The 22,054-nt window shown below is 34.9% G+C and carries 25 protein-coding genes and 1 other RNA gene; 25 read left to right on the forward strand and 1 reads right to left on the reverse strand.

Annotation, left to right across the window (positions count from 1 at the left end; genetic code table 11):
- The first annotated feature begins 16 nt into the window (after nt 1–16).
- The 21 genes from VZL98_04950 to VZL98_05050 all read left to right on the forward strand — a co-directional run bounded on the left by VZL98_04950 (nt 17) and on the right by VZL98_05050 (nt 15,554).
- Nucleotides 17–1,411 (forward strand): terminase, encoded by a 1,395-nt coding sequence (locus VZL98_04950; protein ID WVH64279.1) that lies wholly within the window; start codon nt 17–19, stop codon nt 1,409–1,411.
- Nucleotides 1,412–1,500: 89 nt separating this feature from the next.
- Nucleotides 1,501–1,953: a DUF4355 domain-containing protein gene (locus VZL98_04955; GenBank protein ID WVH64280.1), complete on the forward strand. Its 453-nt coding sequence runs from the start codon at nt 1,501–1,503 to the stop codon at nt 1,951–1,953.
- A gap of 4 nt (nt 1,954–1,957) precedes the next feature.
- Entirely contained in the window at nt 1,958–2,842 is an 885-nt protein-coding gene (locus VZL98_04960) for a phage major capsid protein (protein ID WVH64281.1), read from the forward strand.
- A 10-nt stretch (nt 2,843–2,852) separates the two neighbouring features.
- Entirely contained in the window at nt 2,853–2,975 is a 123-nt protein-coding gene (locus VZL98_04965; protein ID WVH64282.1) for a hypothetical protein, read from the forward strand.
- 8 nt (nt 2,976–2,983) lie between these two features.
- Nucleotides 2,984–3,376, forward strand: coding sequence for a phage Gp19/Gp15/Gp42 family protein (locus VZL98_04970; GenBank protein ID WVH64283.1), 393 nt, complete (start codon nt 2,984–2,986; stop codon nt 3,374–3,376).
- Nucleotides 3,363–3,701 carry a hypothetical protein gene (locus tag VZL98_04975; GenBank protein WVH64284.1) on the forward strand — a complete coding sequence of 113 codons (339 nt, stop codon included), beginning with the start codon at nt 3,363–3,365 and terminating at the stop codon, nt 3,699–3,701. The genes VZL98_04970 and VZL98_04975 overlap by 14 nt, the downstream gene beginning before the upstream one ends.
- Nucleotides 3,694–3,930, forward strand: a complete 237-nt coding sequence (locus tag VZL98_04980; GenBank protein ID WVH64285.1) for a hypothetical protein — start codon at nt 3,694–3,696, stop codon at nt 3,928–3,930. Before VZL98_04975 ends, VZL98_04980 begins: the two co-directional genes overlap by 8 nt.
- A complete protein-coding gene (locus VZL98_04985) occupies nt 3,931–4,269 on the forward strand; it encodes a hypothetical protein (GenBank protein ID WVH64286.1) in 339 nt (112 codons plus the stop codon).
- Between the two features lie 20 nt (nt 4,270–4,289).
- Nucleotides 4,290–4,856, forward strand: a complete 567-nt coding sequence (locus VZL98_04990; GenBank protein WVH64287.1) for a phage tail protein — start codon at nt 4,290–4,292, stop codon at nt 4,854–4,856.
- Nucleotides 4,857–4,865: 9 nt separating this feature from the next.
- On the forward strand, nt 4,866–5,132 hold the full coding sequence (locus tag VZL98_04995) for a hypothetical protein (GenBank protein ID WVH64288.1): 267 nt from the start codon (nt 4,866–4,868) through the stop codon (nt 5,130–5,132).
- 47 nt (nt 5,133–5,179) lie between these two features.
- A complete protein-coding gene (locus tag VZL98_05000; protein ID WVH64289.1) occupies nt 5,180–5,500 on the forward strand; it encodes a DUF5361 domain-containing protein in 321 nt (106 codons plus the stop codon).
- Nucleotides 5,501–5,504: 4 nt separating this feature from the next.
- Entirely contained in the window at nt 5,505–7,568 is a 2,064-nt protein-coding gene (locus VZL98_05005) for a hypothetical protein (protein WVH64290.1), read from the forward strand.
- The gene (locus VZL98_05010) at nt 7,568–8,260 is read left to right on the forward strand and encodes a hypothetical protein (GenBank protein WVH64291.1); all 693 of its coding nucleotides are present in this window, start codon (nt 7,568–7,570) and stop codon (nt 8,258–8,260) included. The genes VZL98_05005 and VZL98_05010 overlap by 1 nt, the downstream gene beginning before the upstream one ends.
- Nucleotides 8,260–10,266: a phage tail spike protein gene (locus VZL98_05015; protein ID WVH64292.1), complete on the forward strand. Its 2,007-nt coding sequence runs from the start codon at nt 8,260–8,262 to the stop codon at nt 10,264–10,266. Before VZL98_05010 ends, VZL98_05015 begins: the two co-directional genes overlap by 1 nt.
- Before the next feature lie 10 nt (nt 10,267–10,276).
- Nucleotides 10,277–11,107: a carbohydrate-binding protein gene (locus VZL98_05020; GenBank protein ID WVH64293.1), complete on the forward strand. Its 831-nt coding sequence runs from the start codon at nt 10,277–10,279 to the stop codon at nt 11,105–11,107.
- Nucleotides 11,104–12,777, forward strand: coding sequence for a hypothetical protein (locus VZL98_05025; GenBank protein WVH64294.1), 1,674 nt, complete (start codon nt 11,104–11,106; stop codon nt 12,775–12,777). Before VZL98_05020 ends, VZL98_05025 begins: the two co-directional genes overlap by 4 nt.
- A complete protein-coding gene (locus VZL98_05030) occupies nt 12,777–13,265 on the forward strand; it encodes a hypothetical protein (GenBank protein WVH64295.1) in 489 nt (162 codons plus the stop codon). The genes VZL98_05025 and VZL98_05030 overlap by 1 nt, the downstream gene beginning before the upstream one ends.
- Before the next feature lie 29 nt (nt 13,266–13,294).
- The gene (locus VZL98_05035) at nt 13,295–13,741 is read left to right on the forward strand and encodes a hypothetical protein (GenBank protein WVH64296.1); all 447 of its coding nucleotides are present in this window, start codon (nt 13,295–13,297) and stop codon (nt 13,739–13,741) included.
- Nucleotides 13,742–13,755: 14 nt separating this feature from the next.
- Entirely contained in the window at nt 13,756–13,908 is a 153-nt protein-coding gene (locus tag VZL98_05040; GenBank protein WVH64297.1) for a hypothetical protein, read from the forward strand.
- Nucleotides 13,895–15,133, forward strand: a complete 1,239-nt coding sequence (locus tag VZL98_05045; GenBank protein WVH64298.1) for a glucosaminidase domain-containing protein — start codon at nt 13,895–13,897, stop codon at nt 15,131–15,133. Before VZL98_05040 ends, VZL98_05045 begins: the two co-directional genes overlap by 14 nt.
- A 1-nt stretch (nt 15,134) precedes the next feature.
- The gene (locus VZL98_05050; GenBank protein WVH64299.1) at nt 15,135–15,554 is read left to right on the forward strand and encodes a hypothetical protein; all 420 of its coding nucleotides are present in this window, start codon (nt 15,135–15,137) and stop codon (nt 15,552–15,554) included.
- Nucleotides 15,555–15,781: 227 nt separating this feature from the next.
- Here the strand turns inward: VZL98_05050 and ssrA are convergent.
- Nucleotides 15,782–16,138: a transfer-messenger RNA gene (ssrA, locus tag VZL98_05055) on the reverse strand.
- 285 nt (nt 16,139–16,423) lie between these two features.
- On the opposite strand from ssrA, the gene glgB reads away from it, so the two are divergent.
- Genes glgB through glgA form a run of 4 tightly spaced genes read left to right on the forward strand, consistent with a single transcriptional unit; the run spans nt 16,424 to nt 22,049 of the window.
- The gene (gene glgB, locus VZL98_05060) at nt 16,424–18,328 is read left to right on the forward strand and encodes a 1,4-alpha-glucan branching protein GlgB (protein WVH64300.1); all 1,905 of its coding nucleotides are present in this window, start codon (nt 16,424–16,426) and stop codon (nt 18,326–18,328) included.
- 29 nt (nt 18,329–18,357) lie between these two features.
- Nucleotides 18,358–19,497 (forward strand): glucose-1-phosphate adenylyltransferase, encoded by a 1,140-nt coding sequence (locus VZL98_05065; protein WVH64301.1) that lies wholly within the window; start codon nt 18,358–18,360, stop codon nt 19,495–19,497.
- A gap of 9 nt (nt 19,498–19,506) precedes the next feature.
- Nucleotides 19,507–20,634, forward strand: coding sequence for a glucose-1-phosphate adenylyltransferase subunit GlgD (gene glgD / locus VZL98_05070; protein WVH64302.1), 1,128 nt, complete (start codon nt 19,507–19,509; stop codon nt 20,632–20,634).
- Nucleotides 20,631–22,049, forward strand: coding sequence for a glycogen synthase GlgA (gene glgA, locus VZL98_05075; GenBank protein WVH64303.1), 1,419 nt, complete (start codon nt 20,631–20,633; stop codon nt 22,047–22,049). The genes glgD and glgA overlap by 4 nt, the downstream gene beginning before the upstream one ends.
- The last annotated feature ends 5 nt before the right edge of the window (nt 22,050–22,054 follow it).

Below are 22,054 nucleotides of genomic sequence, written 5' to 3' on the forward strand. Positions count from 1 at the left end.
AGGAGATGTTTAAGATGTGGCAAAGACTAGACTAGGCAATCAAATACCAACGCAGTCGGTTATTTTGCCTTATAGAAAGAGTAAATACAAAGAAGCAATAGAAATCTATGAACAGTCAGGGAGAACGGCACAAAAGTGGCAAATTGACCTTACAAAACATATACTGGCTACAAATAAAGATGGACTATGGACACATACAAAGTTTGGATATTCTCTACCTCGTAGAAACGGTAAGAATGAGGTTGTGGCTATTCGAGAACTATACGGACTTATGAAAGGTGAGCTAATTCTTCACACAGCACACAGGACAACAACTTCACATGCTGCTTGGGAAAGACTTCTCAGAATGCTAGACAAAGCAGGCATAGAATATGATTCACTTAGAGCAATCGGAAGAGAAAGAATAGAACTACCTGACACAGGTGGAAGGGTTGAATTTCGTACCAGAACAAGCACAGGTGGTTTAGGAGAGGGTTTTGACTTGTTAGTAATAGACGAGGCTCAAGAGTACACAGACGACCAAGAATCGGCTCTTAAATACGTTGTAACAGATAGTCAGAATCCACAGACATTATTTTGTGGAACTCCTCCAACTCCTATTAGTTCAGGAACTGTATTTACAAATTTAAGAAATTCAACACTGGAAGGTAGTACTCCTAATGGTGGTTGGGCAGAGTGGGGAGTTGGAGAGCAATCAGATATCAGAGATAAAGAATTATGGTACTTAACAAACCCAAGCTTAGGAACAATCTTCACTGAAAGGTCTATTGAAGATGAAATCGGTTCAGATGAAGTAGATTTTAACATTCAAAGGCTAGGTTTATGGATTAAATATAATCAGAAATCTGTAATAAGTCAGACAGAATGGGAGTCGCTACAAGTTAAAAGATTGCCAAAACTCGAGGGCAAACTATTTGTAGGAGTCAAATATGGTCATGATGGTGCAAATGTCGCCATGAGCATTGCCGTTAAAACTGCAAGCAATAAAGTATTTGTTGAGTCAATAGATTGCCAATCGGTTAGAAATGGAAATGCCTGGTTACTTAATTTTTTAGGCCAAGCAGATGTTCAGACGATTGTCATAGATGGACAAGGAGGTCAGCAATTATTAGCAGCAGAACTCAAAGAACAAAAGATAAAAGGGTTTATATTACCAACAGTAAAGGAAATTATATTAGCAAATAGTAGTTTTGAACAAGGATTGTATCAGCAGTCCATATGTCATAAAGGACAGCCGTCATTGTCGCAAGTGGTTACGAACTGTGAAAAAAGAAATATAGGTTCAGGCGGTGGATTCGGATATAAGAGCCAGTTTGAAGATTACGACATATCACTTATGGACAGTATGATACTTGCTCACTGGGCATGTAGTGAAGCAAAACCACCAAGAAAACAAAAAATTAGGTATTAAAGCACTTAAGTTGTTCGGAAATTTCGAATAACTGAAGGTGCTTTTTTTATACAAAAATATTTACGTTGCCAAACGGAAGGAGTTATTAAATGGATTTTAAAGCAATTGAAACACAAGAGGAACTGGACAGGATCATTGGAGAAAGACTGGCAAGGGAAAGAGCGAAGTCGAGTGCAGATTATGACGCACTTAAAAATGAAAAGCTGCAGCTTGAAGGGGAGCTCACAACACTAAAAGCTACTCTTGAAACAACAAACACTGAATCACAAGGATTAAAAAAGCAGATTGAAGAGCTTAATGGTAAATTATCCGGATACGAAACGGAACAAATAAAGACTAAGATAGCACTTCAGCATGGTTTACCTTTTGATTTAGCTAGTAGACTTGTTGGAACTAGTGAAGATGAAATCAAATCAGATGCATTGAAGATGTCGGAATATCTGACAAGTTCAAAACCTGTTCCACCTTTAAGAACGACTGAACCAGAAAACGAGGGAAATGACCCTTACAAAAATTTATTAAGTAATTTAAAAGGAGAATAATAAAATGGCAGTATTAAGCAAAGGAAATTTATTTGACCCTGTAATCGTGCAGGACTTAGTTAGCAAGGTAAAAGGACATTCATCATTAGCAGTTTTATCAGCAAAAGAACCACTATCTTTTAATGGTAATAAGGAATTTATATTTACTATGGATTCCGAAGTAGATATTGTTGCAGAAAATGGAAAAAAATCACATGGTGGTGTTAAAATTGAGCCTAAAATAGTTACACCATTAAAAGTTGAATATGGTGCAAGAGTTTCAGATGAATTCATATATGCATCTGAAGAAGAGCAAATTAATATCTTAAAAGCATTTAACGATGGATTTGCAAAGAAAGTAGCTAGAGGTCTTGACCTTATGGCTATGCATGGAGTAAATCCTAGGACCGGGACAGCTTCAACTGTAATTGGTACAAATCATTTCGATGCTACTATCACCCAAACAGTTACATTTGATGCGGCACAGGTGGAAGAAAATATTGAAGCTGCTGTTGCGATGATTCAAGGTGCTGATGGAGATGTTACAGGTATGGCAATGGCACCTGCATTTAGTGGGGCATTAGCAACACTAAAAGTAAATGGAGTAAAACAATATCCTGAACTGGCGTGGGGTTCTAATCCAGCAGCAATTAACGGATTAAAAGTTGATATTAATAGAACTATATCTGATGGAACAGACGTAAAAGATAGAGCGATAATAGGGGACTTCCAGGACATGTTTTCTTGGGGATATGCAAAAGAAATACCATTAGAAGTAATTAAGTATGGTGATCCTGACAATTCAGGAAATGACCTTAAAGGTTATAACCAAGTATACTTAAGAGCAGAGGTGTATCTCGGATGGGGAATTCTAGACGCAGATAGTTTTGTTAGAATTGTAACCGTATAGGAGGTTCATAATGCTATATAAAAACATAAAGACAGGGGCTATTATGGATAGCCCTTGTGAAATTAAAGGTGGAAATTGGGAAAAAGTTGAAGATAAGAAAGTAGAATCTAAACCAAAGACAACTAAGAAGTAGGTGATATCATGACTACATTTGCAACAGTAGATGATGTTACTACTTTATGGAGAGAGCTTAGTAATGAAGAGATTGAAAGGACTGAAGCACTACTAGAAGTAGTATCCGACACACTAAGAATAGAAGCTAATAAAGTTGGGAAAGATCTTGACGAGATGAGAAAAAGCGAATCGTTCGCAAATGTTCTTAAAAGTGTTGTTGTAGATGTTATAGCAAGAACATTAATGACTTCAACTAATCAAGAACCAATGATACAGAGTTCAGAAAGTGCTTTAGGATATTCTTATTCTGGAACATTTTTAGTACCTGGTGGTGGGTTGTTTATTAAAAAGCAAGAACTCGCTAGGCTTGGACTGAGAACCCAAAGATATGGGGTGATTGATTTTTATGGGGAAGATTAGAGGAATAACAATCAAATTAATATCAAAGCAAATAACAGGTCATGACCCTTTTGGTGCTCCAATACTATCAGATGTCCCCATAATGGTAGACAATGTTCTAATTACACCAACAACATCAGAAGAGATTATTAATCGTCAAGAACTCTATGGAAAAAAAGCGGTATACACTTTAGCAATTCCAAAAAGAGATACAAATAAGTGGGAAGATGTAGAGGTAGAGTTCTTTGGAGAACGTTGGCGAACATTTGGTATACCAGAAGAGGGTATTGAACACCTAATACCTCTTGATTGGAATAAGAAAGTGACGGTGGAGCGTTATGAGTAATTTAAAGTTTGAGCTTAATAGTGCGGGAGTTAGAGAACTCTTAAAGGGATCTGAAATTCAGACCGTGCTAAATGCTAAAGCATCTGAAATAAGAAGTCGCTGCGGCAATGGATATTCTCAAGATTCACATGTTGGAAAAAGCAGAGCAAATGCCATGGTTTGGGCAGAGTCTTTTAAAGCAAAAAGAGATAACAAGAAAAACAATACACTTTTAAAGTCGGTGAAATAAATGATTGAGTTAACTATATTGAATTATTTAAAAATTAAATTATCACCTATTCCAGTTTATTTAGAACAGCCGACTGAAAAACCAAAGCAATATGTAATGTTTGAAAAAACAAGCAGCAGTAAAGAAAATCATTTAAAAGCTTCAACATTTGCATTTCAATCTTATGCAGAAAGTTTATATAAAGCAGCAGAATTAAATGAAATTGTAAAAGACAAAGTAGAAGAAATGATTGAATTAGATAAAATCAGTAAAATAAAACTTAACAGTGATTATAATTTTACTGATACAGAAACCAAAAGGTACCGATATCAAGCGGTATTTGATATTAATCATTATTAGATTAGAAAGGAATTAAATAGATGACTGATCAAAAAAATGTAACGTATGGGAAACCTAAAGTCACTGGAGCGGTGTTCACAGCTCCACTTGGAACAGCCTTGCCAACTAATGCTACAACAGAACTTGCAGAATCATATAAGGCTTTAGGCTATGTTTCTGAAGATGGCTTAGTGAATAAAAACACTCCCGAGTCAGACAAAATAAAAGCTTGGGGAGGAGATGTTGTACTAGTAACACAAACTAACAAAGAAGATGTATTTACTTTTAAGTTAATAGAAGCGACTAATGCAGAAGTATTAAAAAAAGTATATGGAATAGAAAATGTAACAGGAGATTTATCTACAAAAACCGGGCTAAAAATAACAGCAAATGCAAAAGAACTTGAAGAGCATGTACAAGTCTTTGATATGATTTTAAAGGGTGGATTGCTTAAGAGGATTGTTATTCCAATTGCTAAAGTTGCAGAAGTAGGAGATATATCCTACTTGGATAATGATGCTGTAGGATACGAATTAACATTACAAGCGTTGCCGGACGAAAACGGAAATACGCATTATGAATATATCCAGGACCCTAATGCAGTTTAGGAGTAAGTTATGATAAAAGGGAAAACAAAATCCGGTTTTAAATATGAAGTAAATTCTGATAGTTTAAACGATTATGAGCTAATAGAAATAATTGCAGAAGTAGATGTTAATCCTCTTTTGCTCCCAAAGTTAATTGTCAAACTACTGGGAGTAGAACAAAAAGACAAACTAATTGAACATATAAAAGCAAAGTCAGAAAATGGAATAGCAACTGCTGAAGCAATGGGAAATGAAGTTGCGGAAATATTTGATAATGTGAAATTAAAAAACTCTTAGTCCTCGCTCATATTTTAAACAATCACGAAGATATCTTTATCTGCGATATGGCAGAAACTTACAATATTTACGATTATAAGAAGCTACCAGCGTTAAAGGTGGCTTCTTTTTGTGTAGGTCTAAGAGATGATTCAAGAGTTAAGATGAAGCTTGCAAATACTAAATTAACAATAGAGCAATCTCTTTTAATGTCTATATTTGACCAACTGAACATTTTAATCTGGTCAAAAACTAAAGATGGGAGCAAGGGTAGGAATGCTCCAAAGTCTCTAATTATGTCATTTAAAGATTCTGATAATGACGAAATTAAGTATCTTACGAGCGAGGACTTTATGAAAGCAAGAAATAAATTACTAAGAAAGGACTGATTAGATGGCAACGGAAATTGGTAAAGCCTATGTGCAAATAATTCCATCTGCAAAAGGAATAAAAGGTTCTGTATCTAAAATATTAGATCCTGAAGCTAAAAGTGCAGGTCAGTCCGGAGGTACTGGACTAGGCTCTAGCTTAGTTGGAACTGTTAAAAAAGTAATTGTAGCAGCTGGAATTGGTAAAGCGTTAATGACATCGCTTAATGAGGGAGCTAATTTACAACAATCACTCGGTGGAATTGAGACCTTATTCAAAGATTCAGCAGATACAGTCAAGAAGCATGCTGAAGAAGCCTACAAGACAACAGGCATTTCAGCTAATGCATACATGGAAAATGTAACTGGTTTCAGTGCTAGTTTGCTCCAATCACTTGGAGGGGATACTGCCAAGGCAGCTAAGATATCTAACATGGCTATGATAGACATGGCGGATAACTCCAACAAAATGGGCTCATCAATGGAGTCAATACAGGTTGCATACCAGGGTTTTGCAAAGCAAAATTATACAATGCTTGACAACCTAAAGTTAGGATATGGTGGAACTAAATCCGAGATGGAAAGACTCTTGGCTGATGCAACAAAGCTAACTGGAGTAAAATATGATATTAATAATCTATCAGATGTCTATGAAGCAATTCATGCAGTACAAACAGAATTAGGAATAACAGGAACAACAGCACTTGAAGCAGAAGAAACATTCACTGGATCATTTAACGCAATGAAAGCAGCAGTATCAAATGTACTTGGCGCTTTGTCCCTGGGTGAAGGTTTAAGACCAGCATTAGAAGGTTTAGCTGATACAGTTATAAATTTCTTTTTCGATAACTTGATACCAATGATTGGAACAATACTGATGTCACTTCCGGAGGCTATTTTTGTATTTGCAGAGGCTATAATTCCAAGACTTGTTGAAGTTGGCAAGAATATTCTAGACGGTCTTGGGATTGGAGTCGGTGAGGGGTTTTCAGAGATGGTAAGTACAATCTCTGAATCAATCAATGCCTTGGTAGAATTTATTACTCCATTAATGTCAGGTTTTATAACTGGACTTGTTAGTACAGTTCAACAGTATTTGCCACAGATTAAAGAAATATTTAATAATACATTTGAATTGATTAAAACAATAGTTAAAGCAGTAACAGACTTTATAATGAATACGTGGTCCCAACATGGCGAAGCTATAACCAATAGGATAAAAGCTATTTGGGAAGGTATTAAGACAATAATTGACGGATCAATAAAAATGATCCAAGGTATCGTTAAAACCATTACAGCATTAATTAAAGGTGATTGGCAAGGTGCGTGGGAAGGAATTAAACAAATTGCATCGGGTGCTTGGGAACAGATTAAAGGAATTGTCAAAGTAGCGATTAATATTGTTAAAGGTGTCATAGACGGTGGAATGGCACTAATAAAAGGTGTTGTGGAAAGTGTCTGGAATGCAATAAAAGGTGTTACCTCTGCTGCCTGGGAAGATATGAAGTCTAAAGTATCAAGCATTGTTGATGGTATTAAATCTAAAGTATCTTCAGTCTTTGAAGGCTTAAAAGGTACAGTAACAAATATTTGGAATTCTATAAAAACAGCAATCACTAGACCGATTGAAGCAGCTAGAGATGCTGTTAAAGCTGCCATTGATAAAATTAAAAGCTTCTTTAACTTTAGTTGGAGTTTACCACCTTTAAAATTGCCAAGAATAAGTATATCAGGAAGATTCAGCTTAAATCCGCCAAGTGTTCCAAGCTTTGGTATATCTTGGTATAAAGAGGGTGGTATCTTCGATACCGCAAGCATCATAGGAGTTGGAGAAGCAGGTGAAGAGGCAGTCCTACCTACACACAAGCTTGATAAGTTTTTAAATGAAGCAGTGAGAAGAGTCCAGTGTGGAGATATGGGGATGACAGTAACCCTTGATTATATTGTCAACCTATTAGAAAAGATACTATCTAAAAACAGCAATGTATATATTGATAAGTACAAGCTTATTGGTGAAATCCTGGACGAGGTAGACGCTAGGCTTGCAGATAAGCAAGATATTAACGACCTCGCATTTGGAGGTGTTTAATGGTAACTATAGAATATAACGGAATAACAAATAAAAAATTTAATTTAATTGTTACTGAGTTTGAACAAAGAAAAAGAGCAGAAGAACATATCATAGAATATGAAGTTGAAGGAAGATCTGGAAGTATTGTTGATAGGTTAGGAACATATAAGAGTTATACCAGGTCATTCCAATTCGTGAACTACAAAAAAGATAACTATCAGAAAATTCATAAATGGCTGTCCGGTTCTGGAATTCTTAGAACTAGTGAAGATGAAAATGGATTTTTCTATGCAGATGTTATTAATGTTATTGATAGGGATTATGTTGGCCAATATAACGGGACTACAAATTTAATTAATGTAGCATTTAAAGTAGAGCCTTTTTTCTATTTTAATAAAGGACAATACATTTTAGAAGCTTTAGGCACTAAAAAATTAAATAATATTGGTTCTATTTATTCTGAACCAGTAATTAAAGTATTTGGCAATGGCACAGGCGAAATATCGATAAATGACAAGGTTTTGAGACTTACTAATATTAATGGATACCTAACAATAGACAGTCGACTACAAATCGCACATAAAGATAAGTTGCCAGCAGGAAGAAATATGGTAGGTGATTTTCCGGTCTTTAAAGAAGGAGAAAACATAATATCGTTTAATGGCGGAATCAGTAAATTAGAAATACAACCAAATTGGAGGGAGTTGTAATGATTAGATTATTTAATAAATCAGAAACTGATTTTAATCACAATGAACATATCCTCCAACCTTTGAAATGTGAAGTTATCGAAGAGGAAAACGGTCAATTTGAACTAGAGTTTGAATCATTACTAAATAATAAAATTGAAGTTGGTAGTATTATAAAGGCACCGACACCACGCGGTGAACAGCTTTTTAGGGTTTATAAACCTACTCATACATTAACAAAAACATCAGTAAGAGCAAGACATATATTTTATGACTTGCTCTCTAATTTTTTAGAAGACAGTAGACCTACTGCAACTAACGGGAGTGGAGCATTAGCAAGCATATTAGATGGAACGCTTTATCCACATAGATTTACTGGATTTTCAATACTAAGTAATATAGCTACTGCATATTATGTTAGAAAAAATCCAGTTCAAGCAATTTTAGGTCAAGACAATTCGCTGATTAATAGATGGGGTGGATACATTAAACGTGATAACTTTAATATCCGTCACATTGTTAATGGTAGGAATTATGGTTACGAAATCAGATATGGGAAAAATCTACAAGGGATAAGACAAGAAATAGATGACAGTAAAGTTGTCACGAAAATAATGCCAACCTGGGTAGTGGACAATGTGGTGCAAATGCTACCTGAAAAGTATATTGATAGTCCTCTTATAGAAAGTTATCCTTACCCTAAAGTCGGAGAAATTAGAATAGATGTTCCCGAAAGTATAACAAATAAAACAGAATATGTAAGGCAAGAAGCACAAAAATATTTCACAGATTATAAGATAGATAAACCACTAATTAATTACAAAATAGATTTTATAAGTTTAAGAAAGATATCAGAGTATAAAGATTATGTGTGGCTAGAGGAACTAGATCTCTATGATGAGGTTAACGTCATTGTTCCTAAAATGAACTTAGATCTAAAAGCTAATGTAATTAGTTATTCTTATGATTGCATTTCTGAAAGATTTAATAAAATTGAAATTGGAAACTTCACGAATTCTCTTGCAAAAAACACTTCGACACTAATCAAAGAAATAGATAATAAAATTGATGTAAAAGCGAGCGAGCTTGAAGCTAAGCAAAAAGAAGCCACGGATAAAATATCAGGAGTCACGGGCGGAAATATTGTGATAAGAAGTACAGCAGATGGCAAGCCCTTTGAGATTTTAGCCATGGACACAGCAGATATGGCAACAGCAAAAGAGGTTGTAAGGATCAACAAGAATGGAATAGGTTTTAGCCACAATGGAATATTGGGTCATTACAGCGTAGGAATTACGATAGATGGGCATATTGTAGCAGATTTTGTCGATGTTGGTACAATGACAGCTAACATTCTAAAATCAGGTATTCTTGCAGATTTAAAAGGTAAGTTTTTTATGAATATGGAAACTGGTGCTTTAAATCTTGGGAATAAGATCACTTATAACCCAGATACAAATGAATTTAAAATCGATGGTGCTCTCTTAGTTGAAATGATCAGAGGAACTTATTTAAAACTTAGTGGTAAAAACATTTCACTTGATGGCGACACTCAAGTACTTGGTTCTTTCTCTGTTCCAGGTTCATCCCTTTTTGGAACTGTGGATGCTGAAACTATAAACGTAAAAAATATGAATGCTTCAAATTTAAATAGAGGTACTGTCGGTACAAGCGTTAATAATTTAAGTGGTCATATGAGCAATACAAGTTATAGTGCAAGTATGTCAGGATCAAGTACAGGATTTAACGCAAATAGTTCAGATGTTGAGTTCGTATATGGTTCAGCACCAAGGCTGGTTGTTAAAGGTCGTATTGATGCAAATCCGCCGAATGGGCATCATACCTTTGAGCTTAATGGTATGAGCTTGAGCAATGTGTATGGAAGTTGTTCTATCAAACCCGCTGGCGGAGCTGTTACAAACTGTGAGGGTGGTGGAGCTTGGAAATTCCCAGGAGTTTTCACAAGCAGACTGCAACTAAATAGTAAAGAAGTTTATGTTGACGGAAATGGATTTTTGAAAGTTTAAGAGGTGAAATATGAGATTTGAAATTGTTGGTAAAAACTTAACGTTCGAAGAAGGTAAAATCGGAGAAGTGCAAAAGGTAAAGAGCTTAATGTTACAAACACAAACCTTGTCTCCGCCTTATGACGTGGTTCGAGGTGAGTTTTTGGTTGAGGGTGCAGAGTTAGAGGGATACATTAATGAGGGATTAACTTATGAAGAAATTGCCGAGTTAAAATTAAAAGCATTGCTAGAAATAGACGTTACTCCCTTAGATGCTCACCAATTTGCAAATATTGAAAAGCAGGCAATAAATGCAATTTCAGAAGTGAGAAATGCAAGAGAAGACGTTGATGTAGCGAAAGCAGAAATTAAGCAAGAAACAAAAAACTTAGTCACTCTTGCAAAAGCGGAGATTGAAGAAGCGGCAAAGAGTACGATTCTAGAAGAAACTGAAAAAGTAAGAAAGCAATTAAGAAATCTTGTCAAGATTGTTGATATTCCAACTGATAAGCTAAATGACTTAATTGAAATATATGACAAATGGGAAGAATCAGAAAATGTTGAAGTTGGTGAGATTAGACATTATGAGGGGAAGCTGTATGAAGTAATTCAAGCCCATACAACACAATCAGACTGGACGCCGAACGCAACTCCTGCACTTTGGAAAGAAATTGCTCCGGAAGTGACAGAGGACGGAGAGGAAATAATACCCGAGTTCGTGCAACCTACTGGGGCGCATGACGCATACAAATTAGGTGACAAAGTTATATTTGATGGCAAGGTTTACAAAAGTAAAATTGACAATAACGCCTACAGTCCGTCAGCATATTCAGCCGGTTGGGAAAGGGTGATTGAACAATGAGTCTATCACACGTAGGAATTAAAGATATCACAATCAACTTCGATGAACACGAACTTGAAGATTTGGTTATCGTACAGGGGGACACAGGAACAAGGGGATTTAGGGTTACTTTGACCAACAACATGGGAGAAATAATCCCAGCGAGTACGAGTTATGAGCTTAGATTGATTGGAGTTAACTCTAACTATCCCGATAAATCGTATTATACAGTCGCAGAAATTGAAGATGACAAATACCTTGCGCGAATAAGTTCAGATATGGCTAGTGCGAAAGGGATTCTAAGCATACAACTTGCATTGTACGAAGGAAGTACAAGGCTTATCCATACTCGAATTTGGGACTTGCAAGTTAATAAAGCACTTTCACAAGGTGGAGAAGTTGGTAAGGACTTGGTTGTAGACTTTACTTTACTTTCAGAGGCAATTGCGCGAACAGAAATGCTTGAAGGGGAATACAACGCGAGTCTTGCGCAACAGGAAGTCATTAAAAGCGATATCGACACTAAGCACGGCGAAGTAACAACAATGCACACCGAACTACAAACCACTCTCGACAAAGAATTAGAGCGACAATCCGCCGAAACAGCAAGAGCAACAGCAGAGGAAGCAAGAGACACAGCCGAGACTGCACGAAAAGAAGCAGAGACGGACAGACAAGGCAAGGAAGCTGCAAGACAGTCGACTGAGGCTGGTAGAGTTAGTGCAGAAAATACAAGGCTGACAAACGAAGATGCAAGGATCGATGCTGAAAATGCAAGGATCGATGCTGAAAATGCAAGGAATACCGCAGAAAATTTAAGGGCAACAGAAGAGACTAAAAGGAGAAATAATGAAGTATCTAGACAAGATGCTGAAGTAATTCGAGAGCAGAACGAAGAAACAAGGGTGACAACGCAATCCCAGAGAGATAGTATATGGCAATCTTGGCAAGGCTTAATCGAGGAACAGACTTTACCGCCAGCGACAGATATGGTTGCGGGAGTTTTAAAGATTGATAAAGCAGGGCAAGATACGGCAACTTCAACAGACACGTTTAATGCATTAAAAAATTTGGTTCAAAATGGACAGATTCCTAAAAACGCTATTAAGTTTAATTTAAACGAGGATTTAAACAATTATATTGAGGTTGGGTTTTATTATACCGACATATCGGTAGTTGCAAACAGCTTAGCAAACAAGCCTACAGATATTGCGTTTGGGATGACAGTTCTTAAAACAGCGGGCATTGTTCAGATTGCATATGAATACTCACAAAATCCAGAAAAACGAAATAAAATGTTTATCCGAGCATATTATAATCACTCAAACAAATGGAACGATTGGTGGGAAGTTGCAAGTCTACAAGAAGTGCAAAACTTATTAAACAATAAAGTTGACAAAGCATCGGGAATGGGATTATCCCAAAATTCATACACCACGGTCGAAAAACAAAAGCTTTCTGGGATTGCGTCAAGTGCGAATAATTACACACATCCAGCCAGTCATGACGCTAGTATAATAACCGAAAGCACAACAAGAAGATTCGTATCTGACACAGAAAAAAACACATGGAATGCAAAAATTGGAAGTCACGGGAGTATTGTAATTGAGAGAATCGCTGTAATCCAAGCGGGTGAGAGTACGGCGGAGATACCAAATAATACACTTATATTGGAGTTGGAGGTGGAGTAATGGCTAAGTATTACTATGAGAAGTGGACAATAAAGTGGAAAGATCCGATTACAGGTAGAATACTTGTGCCTAAATCAAGTTCACGTGTGGTATGGTTTGACTTTACGGAAAAACACCATACTTTACAAGCTCAAGCAGGCGATGTAGTTAAAGCTAGATATAACAACACATATATATATGTATACGTTGTAGAAGTGTTATCTACAGATTTAAACGTAAGATTCCGAAACATGTCGGATTTACCAATACTTGACAGATTTGTGAAATTAGAACTAATTGAAACTATAATCGCAGATGAAAGCGAATATCCCGAAGCATCAGTCGTTGAAGGAATGTATTTGCTTATTCGAGGCGAAAAAGCCTTTCCAACGCTTAAAATAAACGGCTTAAACGTGGCGAGTGCAAGGCTTAAGCTAACATACGGAGATTTAAACATAGGAAATGTTTATTATAAGGACTTAAATGGAGAGGTAAAAAATCTAAAGTAAAGTAGGTGAGGGTTATAGAGTTTGCAAAAATGGCTATCGAAAATGGAGTAGTGACAACAATTGCAATTGTCTCCATTTTAATAGTTGTCAAGTCGTATTTTGATTTTTTGCCCGAGATAAAAGAATGGCGAAAAGAGAGGGTAAACGCAGAAGAACGTGAAAAAACAATGTTAGATGCAATTAAACAAAATTCAATTGCAATGCAGAACATGACAACGACTTTAAAAGAAATTGCAATAACATTAAGAAACTTAGAAGAAGATAGAAAACTTGGAATTCAAAGCACAATCGGACTTGGCAAGATTATAGAGGTAATAATGCTGGATACCAAAGATACAAAAGAGGATGTAAAAAAAATCGATGATAAAGTTGATAGACTACACACGCAAGTCGCTAGAGCGAATGCGAAAATGGAGTTATTATTGACAAATAAAGGTGTAGATATTAACGAAATTGAAAAGAAAATTAATGAGTAAAGGAGTTCATAAAAATGACAAATAAAAAAGAAATTACAGAAATTGGGAACATCGTAGAAGTAATTAAATTCGATAAAGAGCTATACAAAAAGAATCTAGAAGAATACGACTGGGATTCTGTAGAAAAAGAAGATGGTAAAGGAGATAATATAGATGCAAAATCTTAATATCAAGCAGTTAATGATACCTTCTAATAGATATTGGTTAAAATCTCCTTTCACAATGCAGCCTAAAGGGATAACAATCCATAACACTGCTAATTCCGTCAGCGCTATCAGAGAAGCTTCCTTTTCGGCTGGCAATGATTGGGAAGTTTCTTCGCATTACTATGTCGATGAAAGTGAAGCAATACAGTCTTTGCCTCTTAATAGAATTGCTTGGCACGCATCTGATGGGAGCGAAGGTTTTGGAAATCGCAATACGATTTGTATTGAGATTTGTAGAAGTACTGGAGACTTAGAGCAATTTAAGCAAGCGGAATTAAATTCGGTTAAATTAACATTAATGCTGATGAAAGAGTTTAATATTCCTCTAAGCATGGTAAAAAGACACTATGATTATGCAAGAGATAAAAAATATTGTCCGCACAAAACTATGGATTTAGGCTGGCAGCGATGGCTAAACTTTATACCTAGTATAGATTCTATAAAAGTAGATAAAACAGCTGATTTTATCGAAAGAATAAAGTTAGGTGCTATTTCAGGGTGGAAGACACATGAAATATTACCATCGCTAACAATTGCCCAGGCTATTTTAGAGAGTGCATCGGGAACATCTGAATTAGCTACTAGGGCAAATGCAATTTTTGGAATCAAGGCACACACAGATCCAAAGTGGCCAAAGACATACGAAAAAGACACTCAAGAGTGGGTTAATGGAAAACTTGTAACAGTAAAAGCTAAGTTCAAAGCCTATAATAGTTGGGATGAAAGTATAAGAGATAGATTAAAATATTTAGTAACAAGGAATATATCAGGTAAATATATCTATGCTGATGTAGTGGGTGAAAAAGATTACAAAAAAGCTGCACAAAAAATATATAAGGCTGGATATGCAACTGACCTACAGTATCCATTTAAATTAATCAAGATTATTGAACAATATAATTTACAAAAATATGATAATATAGCAATTTCAGAGGAGAATAATATGAAAACTAATAGAATAGTAATCGGTTACCAGAATGATGGTGATTTAGCAAATGCCCTTGCCTTACTAAATGTGTTAGGTAATAGGGCATTATTAATTAAAGGAACAGATTTAACAGAAATAAAAGCACCTGAAATTATCCAGGTAGGTGGAACAGAAATAAAAGGTGCAACTAAAATAATAAAGGGTGCAACTAGAAAAGAAACACTATTAGAAATATCAAAACATTTGAAGGAGAAATAAAGTGAGAGAACTATTATTACAAGAAATATTAATACCGGTTATAACAAGTATAGTACTTGCAGGACTATCATATCTAATAGCATATACAACAGGAGTTCTTTCTAATATTAAGGATAAGAGGGTAGCATATCATTTATTCAGAGCTACAGAGATAGTAGAGCAAGCAGTAAGGACTGTCAATCAGAATTGGGCAGACCAAATGAAACAAGAAGGTAGCTTCAATAAAGAATCTGCAATGAAAGCATTCCAAGAGGCTATGAATTTATCTAGAAATCTAATCAGTTCAGAAACACAAAAAGTTATTGTAGATGCACATAAAGATTATCAGCTTTGGTTGCAAACTCAAATTGAAAAGCAAGTAAGCTTATCGAAGGCTAATAAAGAGTTAATATTAACAGAATACGAAGAAACTAGGCCATAGTAAAGTATAGCTTGGCATTAAAAAACGGCTTACAGGGCAACCTGTAAGCCGTTTTTTATTCGTTATAATGAATAAATTTCAATACATCAATTATTATGAAAATATGTTTAAAATATGCTATCAACTCACTAAAACTCCGAGAATGTCAGATAATTATGAGAGAATTAAATTTACTGAAAAGCTATTTTCTAACGTTTTAGAAAGTTATAGCAAAATATAAAATAGTATGGTGGAGGCGGTGGGATTTGAACCCACGTCCGAAAACACTTCTTTGGAAGCTTCTCCGAGTGCATTCAGTTTTTTAGTATTCCCATCCATAAACTCCAACTGAAAGGATTTTATTTCAGGTAGCTTCATATTTTCCGTTTATGACTCAAAGCTTTGTCATACGCGGTTCCCCGTTAAAGTTGAGACCAGCTATGGGTCACGGGACTCCCATAGGTGATCATATAGCTGCTATTAAGCAGCTAATGCAAAATTATTTTTTTCTGCGTTTAAAATTTAGTTGTCAATTTTAACGATGTTTGACGGCATCGACTCGCTACTTCCATCTCTGTATCCCCGTCGAAACCAGGTTCGCCCCCTTGTGTATATATTAACATAATATTACACTTTTGTCAATTCAAGATGTTTTTATCCTATATAAATTTATAATTAATTTTCATATTTTTACATAGAATCTATGAAAACGTGAAAATTAAGTGGTATATTAATATACAATTGGTTAAATATGGGTATATATTATATAGTTGAGTACGATAATTAGATAAAGTGGTATTTTGAGAAAATATGAAGTTATATTTTCTTAACATTGCAAATACATTAATTTTATCAATTTTTGATATTTTAAGAATATGAAGGAGGATCAGATGGGAAAAGAGGGCTTATTATTTCATTATTCGGAAGATTTATCATTATATGCACATATTTACCATGAAGGTAAAAATGATAAATCTTATGAATTTTTAGGTGCACATTTTATCGATGATGAAGGGCGAGATGATGTCGTTAGATTTGCTGTATGGGCACCAAATGCAAAGTTTGTAAATCTAATAGGTGATTTCAATGAATGGCATGAATTTAATTTACCTATGAAGAGAATTTCAGGTAGCGGAATATGGGAGATTACAGTTCAAGGGGTAAAAGTATTTGATGCATATAAATACAGAATTGTGACTCAAAATGATGAGATTAGGTATAAAGCGGATCCTTATGCTTTTCACGCTGAGGAAAGACCGAAGTCTGCATCGAAGGTTTATGATATTAGGAACTATGAGTGGAATGATTTGAAGTGGAAAAATCGTATGAAGAAGATCGATTTATATAACACTCCAATATCTATTTATGAGGTAAATCTTTCTTCATGGAAGAAGCATCCAAATAATGCAAACTATTCGTATATTGAATTGGCAGATGATCTTGTAAAGTACGTCAAAAGTATGGATTATACTCATGTTGAATTCATGCCGATTACAGAATATCCGTATGATGGATCTTGGGGGTATCAAGCACTAGGCTATTTTGCGCCTACATCGAGATTTGGAACACCTAAGGATTTTATGTATTTAATCGACCAACTTCACCAAAATGGTATTGGTGTAATAATAGATTGGGTTCCAGTTCATTTTTGCAAAGACGATCATGGTTTAGCTAGATTCGATGGAACTAATTGTTATGAGAGCGTTAATGAAGAAAAAGCAAATAATATTGCATGGGGTACATTAAATTTTGATTATTCGAAAAAAGAAGTCGTCAATTTCTTAATTTCGTCTGCATTGTTTTGGCATGATTACTATCATATTGACGGTATAAGAGTCGATGCAGTTGCATATATACTATATACAGATTTTAGTAATCCTAATTTAAAAAATGAAGATGGTACAAATATAAATAAGGAATCTATCGAATTTATCAAGAAACTCAATACCAAGGTATATGAGTACTTCCCTAATACGATGATGATTGCTGAGGAATCTACTGCGTATCCTCATATAACTATGCCTATTGACAAAGGTGGATTAGGTTTTAGTTTTAAGTGGAATATGGGATGGATGAATGACATAATAAAGTATATGAATATGGATCCTATATTCAGGAAAGACCATCACAATGCGCTAACATTTACAATGACATATGCTTTTTCAGAAAATTATATTCTTCCTTTTAGTCATGATGAAGTTGTCCATGCAAAAGGGTCTATGTTAAATAAGATGTTTGGAGATTATAATAATCGTTTCAAACAACTACGACTCCTATATACTTATATGTTCACTCATCCGGGTAGAAAACTACTCTTTATGGGAAATGAGTTTGCACAATACGATGAATGGGACGAATGGAGTGAACTTAGTTGGGAGTTATTAGATTTTGAGTCGCATGCTAAAATGCAGGCTTTCGTTAAAGATTTGAATAAACTTTATAAAAAGGAAAAGGCATTATATGAAGTCGAAAATAGTTTTGACGGATTTAATTGGATAGAACATGAGAATGCCAAGGAGTCAATAATAGCATATGAAAGAATTGATAAAAAAGGAAACAAAGTAATATGCGTTTTCAATTTTACACCTGTAGATAGACCGGCTTATCCAATAGGAGTAGATAAGAGTGGTAATTACAGTATAATCATCAATTCTGATCATAATAGGTATGGAGGGGATACAAAAAGGAATAAATACTTTAGATCTATAGATGAACCGATTCATGGAAAGGATTATCGAATTAATGTAGATATTCCGGCTTATGGAGGTTTTATTATCAAACGGAAGATCAAATAGTGTATGCAAAGTTAAGGAGGGAAGGTATTATGAGAAATAAAAACAAAGTTGCTGCAATGCTCCTGGCAGGCGGGCAAGGATCACGATTAAAAGCCATGACTAGAGATATTGCTAAACCGGCCGTACCATTTGGAGGTAAGTATAGAATTATCGACTTTGCCTTAAGTAATGCTACAAATTCTGATATTAGAGACATAGGAATCCTCACGCAATACAAACCGTATTATTTACATGAACATATAGGTATCGGATCCAGTTGGGATTATGATAGAAACTATGGAGGGTTAAGAATTCTTTCGCCTTACTCAACTGAAGCGGGAGGAAGATGGTATGAAGGAACTGCTAATGCAATCTATGAAAATATTGATTATCTAGACAAGATAGGACCGGAATATGTATTGATATTATCAGGTGATCACATCTACAAAATGGATTATAATAAACTATTATCTTATCATAAGCAAATGGGATCGGATGTAACAATTGCCGTAATGGAAGTTCCTTGGGAGGAGGCATCCAGGTTTGGTATAATAAATATAGATGAGGAAAATAAAATTGTAGAGTTTGACGAAAAACCTGAAGTTCCAAAGAATAATTTAGCATCTATGGGGATATACATGTTCAACTGGCCGACTCTTAGAGCTGCTCTAATCAGTGACAGTAAAGATGAGAATTCTAAGCATGATTTCGGTATGAATATTTTGCCAGGTTTATTAAATAACGGACATCCTATGTATGTTTGGAAATTTGATGGTTATTGGAAAGATGTAGGAACTGTTAAATCATATTGGGAAGCCAATCTAGACTTATTAGATCCTAATAATAGTTTAAATGTATACGATAAGAGTTGGAGAATATATACAAGAGGTAAGAACTTGCCACCTCATTATGTATCAAATAATGCTATTGTTAAATCAGCGTTGGTAAATGAAGCTTGTGAAATATATGGTAATGTTGAAAATTCCGTACTATTTTCAAGTGTTATAATAGAAGAAGGAGCCAAGGTGTACAATTCAGTTCTATTACCAAATTCCATTGTACGGAAAAATGCAGTTGTTTATAATTCAGTTATCTTGGATGGAATTGTGATAGAAGAGGATGAGGTAATTGGAAAAGAAAATGATGAACATGTATATCTAATCTCTGACCAAGGAATAAATGTCGAATAGGAGGTCAATATGGAAAAGTGTATAGGAATTATTAATAGTGGAATAAATGCGGGTACTTATGGAACTTTATGCGAAACAAGACCTGATTATATGCTTCCATATGGAGGTAGATATAGAATAATAGACTTCTCATTATCTACTATGACCAACCATAATATATCAAATGTCGTAGTATATGGTGGGAAACATATTAGGTCTACCTTGGATCATTTAGGTATAGGTCAACCTTGGGAGTTAAATAGAAGAAGAAATGGATTGGTTATCTTTCCGCCCGTATATGATTCAGATTTAGTCCAGCCTACAAATATTGCGACATATTATAAAACTCTACCGTTTTTTGAGTATTCTAATTTGCAAAAAATATATATGGATGATCCTATGACCATTATTAAAATGCAAATGGACGAAGCATATGAGAAATTCATTGAGGAAGACCTGGATGTTCTATTGTTTTACAAGAAACAAATAGATACAGAAGGGAAATATTTGAATGCTCGCAAAATGACAGTTGACAATGATGGGAAGCTTTTAAATATAGGTCTAAACCTAGGAACTCAAGACGAATTCAACCTATTCTTAAGTAAGTTTTTTATTAAGAAAGATGTTTTTATTAAACTCGTAAAGGAAGCTGTAGAAAAAGCAAATGCTTTAACTTTAAGACAAGCAATTTTAAACAATAAGGATAAACTAAAAATAGATATATACCATATTGATGGACATGTTGAAGTAATTCGAGACCTTTCTTCGTATTATGATGCAAATATGAATCTATTAAATAAAGATATATATCATGAAGTATTCTTTGATAAAAACTTGATATATACTAAATCCAAAGATGAACCATCAACTCTGTATAAAGACTATAGTAGAGTTAATAATTCTCTGATTGCTAACGGATGTATTATAGAAGGAGATGTAGAAAACTCTATATTGTTTAGAGGTGTCAAGATAGGAAAAGGAACCATAGTTAGGAACTCAATAATCATACAAAAAACAGAAATAGGCGAAGATTCTGTCGTTGTAAATGTTATTTCGGACAAATACGGTGTAATTGACGATGGAGTAACAGTAGTAGGACATCCAAAACAACCATATGTTATTAGAAAAGGTCAAAGGATAAGGAAGGTTGAAGAATGAGAGTTTTATATATCGCATCGGAGGCATATCCCTTTATCAAGACAGGAGGACTTGCAGATGTAGCAGGTTCACTTCCGATAGCATTAAATGCTAAGGGTGTAGATACAAGGGTAGTAATGCCGCTATATAGCAAAATAGATCAGAAGTATAGAGAAAATATGAAGTTTCTCGGTTACTATTATGTAGACCTAGATTGGAGACATCAGTACACGGGAGTATTTGAACTGGTTCATGAAGGTACAGTTTTTTATTTCATAGACAATGAACAGTACTTTGGTAGATATAACCTATATGGCGAAACTGACGATGGAGAAAGATTCATATATTTTTCAAAAGCGGTCGCATTATTGCCGAAGTTCTTAGACTTTAAACCGGATATTGTACACAGTAATGATTGGCATTCGGCAATGGTTAATGTATTCGTTAAAGACTTTGCAAAAGGCGATGATTATTATAGAAATATAAAATTATTATTTACTATTCACAATTTAAAATATCAAGGTTTATTCCCTCCGACTCTATTACAATTGGCAGGTCTATCACCTGAGTATTTTAGCGAGGATGGTCTGAAATTTTATGATGTTATTAATTTTATGAAAGGTGGAATAGTTTTTTCTGATGCTTTTAATACAGTATCGGGAAGTTATGCATTAGAGATTAAAAACAGTTATTTTGGTGAGACTTTGGATGGGGTTATCAGGAGATATGAATATAAATTATCCGGAATCGTAAATGGTATAGATTACGATGTATGGAATCCTGAAACTGACTCGTTTATAGATTTTAATTATTCAGCTAAAGACTTAAATGGTAAGTATAAAAATAAGAAGGTAATTCAAGAGATGTTTGGTTTACCACAGAGAGAAGATGTGCCTATTATATCTATCATATCCAGATTGGTTGAGATGAAAGGAATAGATCTGGTATCTTATATTTTAGACGAATTATTACAAGAAGATGTACAGTTTATCGTACTAGGAACGGGTGATAAGAAATACGAAGACATGTTAAGATATTTCGAGTGGAAATACCCCGATAAACTCGCAGCGAGGATTTATTACAACAATGATGAATCTCATAAAATCTATGCTGGAAGTGATTTCTTGCTTATGCCATCTCTTTCTGAACCATGTGGAGTATCACAACTTATTGCAATGAGATATGGAACCGTCCCTATTGTTAGAGAAGCAGGAGGATTAAAAGATACTGTAATTCCTTATAGCGAGTTTAATAATGAGGGCACTGGATTCAGCTTTGCAAATATCAATGCCCATGATATGTTATTTACCATTAGACGAGCTTTATCCTATTACCATAGTAGTGAATTTGAAACCATCATCCGTAATGCAATGAATGAACAAAATAACTGGGAAGAATCCTCTAATGCATATATAGAATTATATAAAAGGATCTGAGGATC

It is taken from the genome of Peptoniphilaceae bacterium AMB_02, from assembly GCA_036321625.1.
GTDB classification, from domain to species: Bacteria; Bacillota; Clostridia; order Tissierellales; family Peptoniphilaceae; genus Microaceticoccus; species Microaceticoccus formicicus.

What these genes read in the sequence shown, in the direction of transcription:
- VZL98_04955 (WVH64280.1), top strand. Translation starts at nt 1,501, where the DNA reads ATGGATTTTAAAGCAATTGAAACACAAGAGGAACTGGACAGGATCATT.
- VZL98_04960 (WVH64281.1), top strand. Translation starts at nt 1,958, where the DNA reads ATGGCAGTATTAAGCAAAGGAAATTTATTTGACCCTGTAATCGTGCAG.
- VZL98_04965 (WVH64282.1), top strand. Translation starts at nt 2,853, where the DNA reads ATGCTATATAAAAACATAAAGACAGGGGCTATTATGGATAGCCCTTGT.
- VZL98_04970 (WVH64283.1), top strand. Translation starts at nt 2,984, where the DNA reads ATGACTACATTTGCAACAGTAGATGATGTTACTACTTTATGGAGAGAG.
- VZL98_04975 (WVH64284.1), top strand. Translation starts at nt 3,363, where the DNA reads ATGGGGAAGATTAGAGGAATAACAATCAAATTAATATCAAAGCAAATA.
- VZL98_04980 (WVH64285.1), top strand. Translation starts at nt 3,694, where the DNA reads ATGAGTAATTTAAAGTTTGAGCTTAATAGTGCGGGAGTTAGAGAACTC.
- VZL98_04985 (WVH64286.1), top strand. Translation starts at nt 3,931, where the DNA reads ATGATTGAGTTAACTATATTGAATTATTTAAAAATTAAATTATCACCT.
- VZL98_04990 (WVH64287.1), top strand. Translation starts at nt 4,290, where the DNA reads ATGACTGATCAAAAAAATGTAACGTATGGGAAACCTAAAGTCACTGGA.
- VZL98_04995 (WVH64288.1), top strand. Translation starts at nt 4,866, where the DNA reads ATGATAAAAGGGAAAACAAAATCCGGTTTTAAATATGAAGTAAATTCT.
- VZL98_05000 (WVH64289.1), top strand. Translation starts at nt 5,180, where the DNA reads ATGGCAGAAACTTACAATATTTACGATTATAAGAAGCTACCAGCGTTA.
- VZL98_05005 (WVH64290.1), top strand. Translation starts at nt 5,505, where the DNA reads ATGGCAACGGAAATTGGTAAAGCCTATGTGCAAATAATTCCATCTGCA.
- VZL98_05010 (WVH64291.1), top strand. Translation starts at nt 7,568, where the DNA reads ATGGTAACTATAGAATATAACGGAATAACAAATAAAAAATTTAATTTA.
- VZL98_05015 (WVH64292.1), top strand. Translation starts at nt 8,260, where the DNA reads ATGATTAGATTATTTAATAAATCAGAAACTGATTTTAATCACAATGAA.
- VZL98_05020 (WVH64293.1), top strand. Translation starts at nt 10,277, where the DNA reads ATGAGATTTGAAATTGTTGGTAAAAACTTAACGTTCGAAGAAGGTAAA.
- VZL98_05025 (WVH64294.1), top strand. Translation starts at nt 11,104, where the DNA reads ATGAGTCTATCACACGTAGGAATTAAAGATATCACAATCAACTTCGAT.
- VZL98_05030 (WVH64295.1), top strand. Translation starts at nt 12,777, where the DNA reads ATGGCTAAGTATTACTATGAGAAGTGGACAATAAAGTGGAAAGATCCG.
- VZL98_05035 (WVH64296.1), top strand. Translation starts at nt 13,295, where the DNA reads ATGGCTATCGAAAATGGAGTAGTGACAACAATTGCAATTGTCTCCATT.
- VZL98_05040 (WVH64297.1), top strand. Translation starts at nt 13,756, where the DNA reads ATGACAAATAAAAAAGAAATTACAGAAATTGGGAACATCGTAGAAGTA.
- VZL98_05045 (WVH64298.1), top strand. Translation starts at nt 13,895, where the DNA reads ATGCAAAATCTTAATATCAAGCAGTTAATGATACCTTCTAATAGATAT.
- glgB (WVH64300.1), top strand. Translation starts at nt 16,424, where the DNA reads ATGGGAAAAGAGGGCTTATTATTTCATTATTCGGAAGATTTATCATTA.
- VZL98_05065 (WVH64301.1), top strand. Translation starts at nt 18,358, where the DNA reads ATGAGAAATAAAAACAAAGTTGCTGCAATGCTCCTGGCAGGCGGGCAA.
- glgD (WVH64302.1), top strand. Translation starts at nt 19,507, where the DNA reads ATGGAAAAGTGTATAGGAATTATTAATAGTGGAATAAATGCGGGTACT.
- glgA (WVH64303.1), top strand. Translation starts at nt 20,631, where the DNA reads ATGAGAGTTTTATATATCGCATCGGAGGCATATCCCTTTATCAAGACA.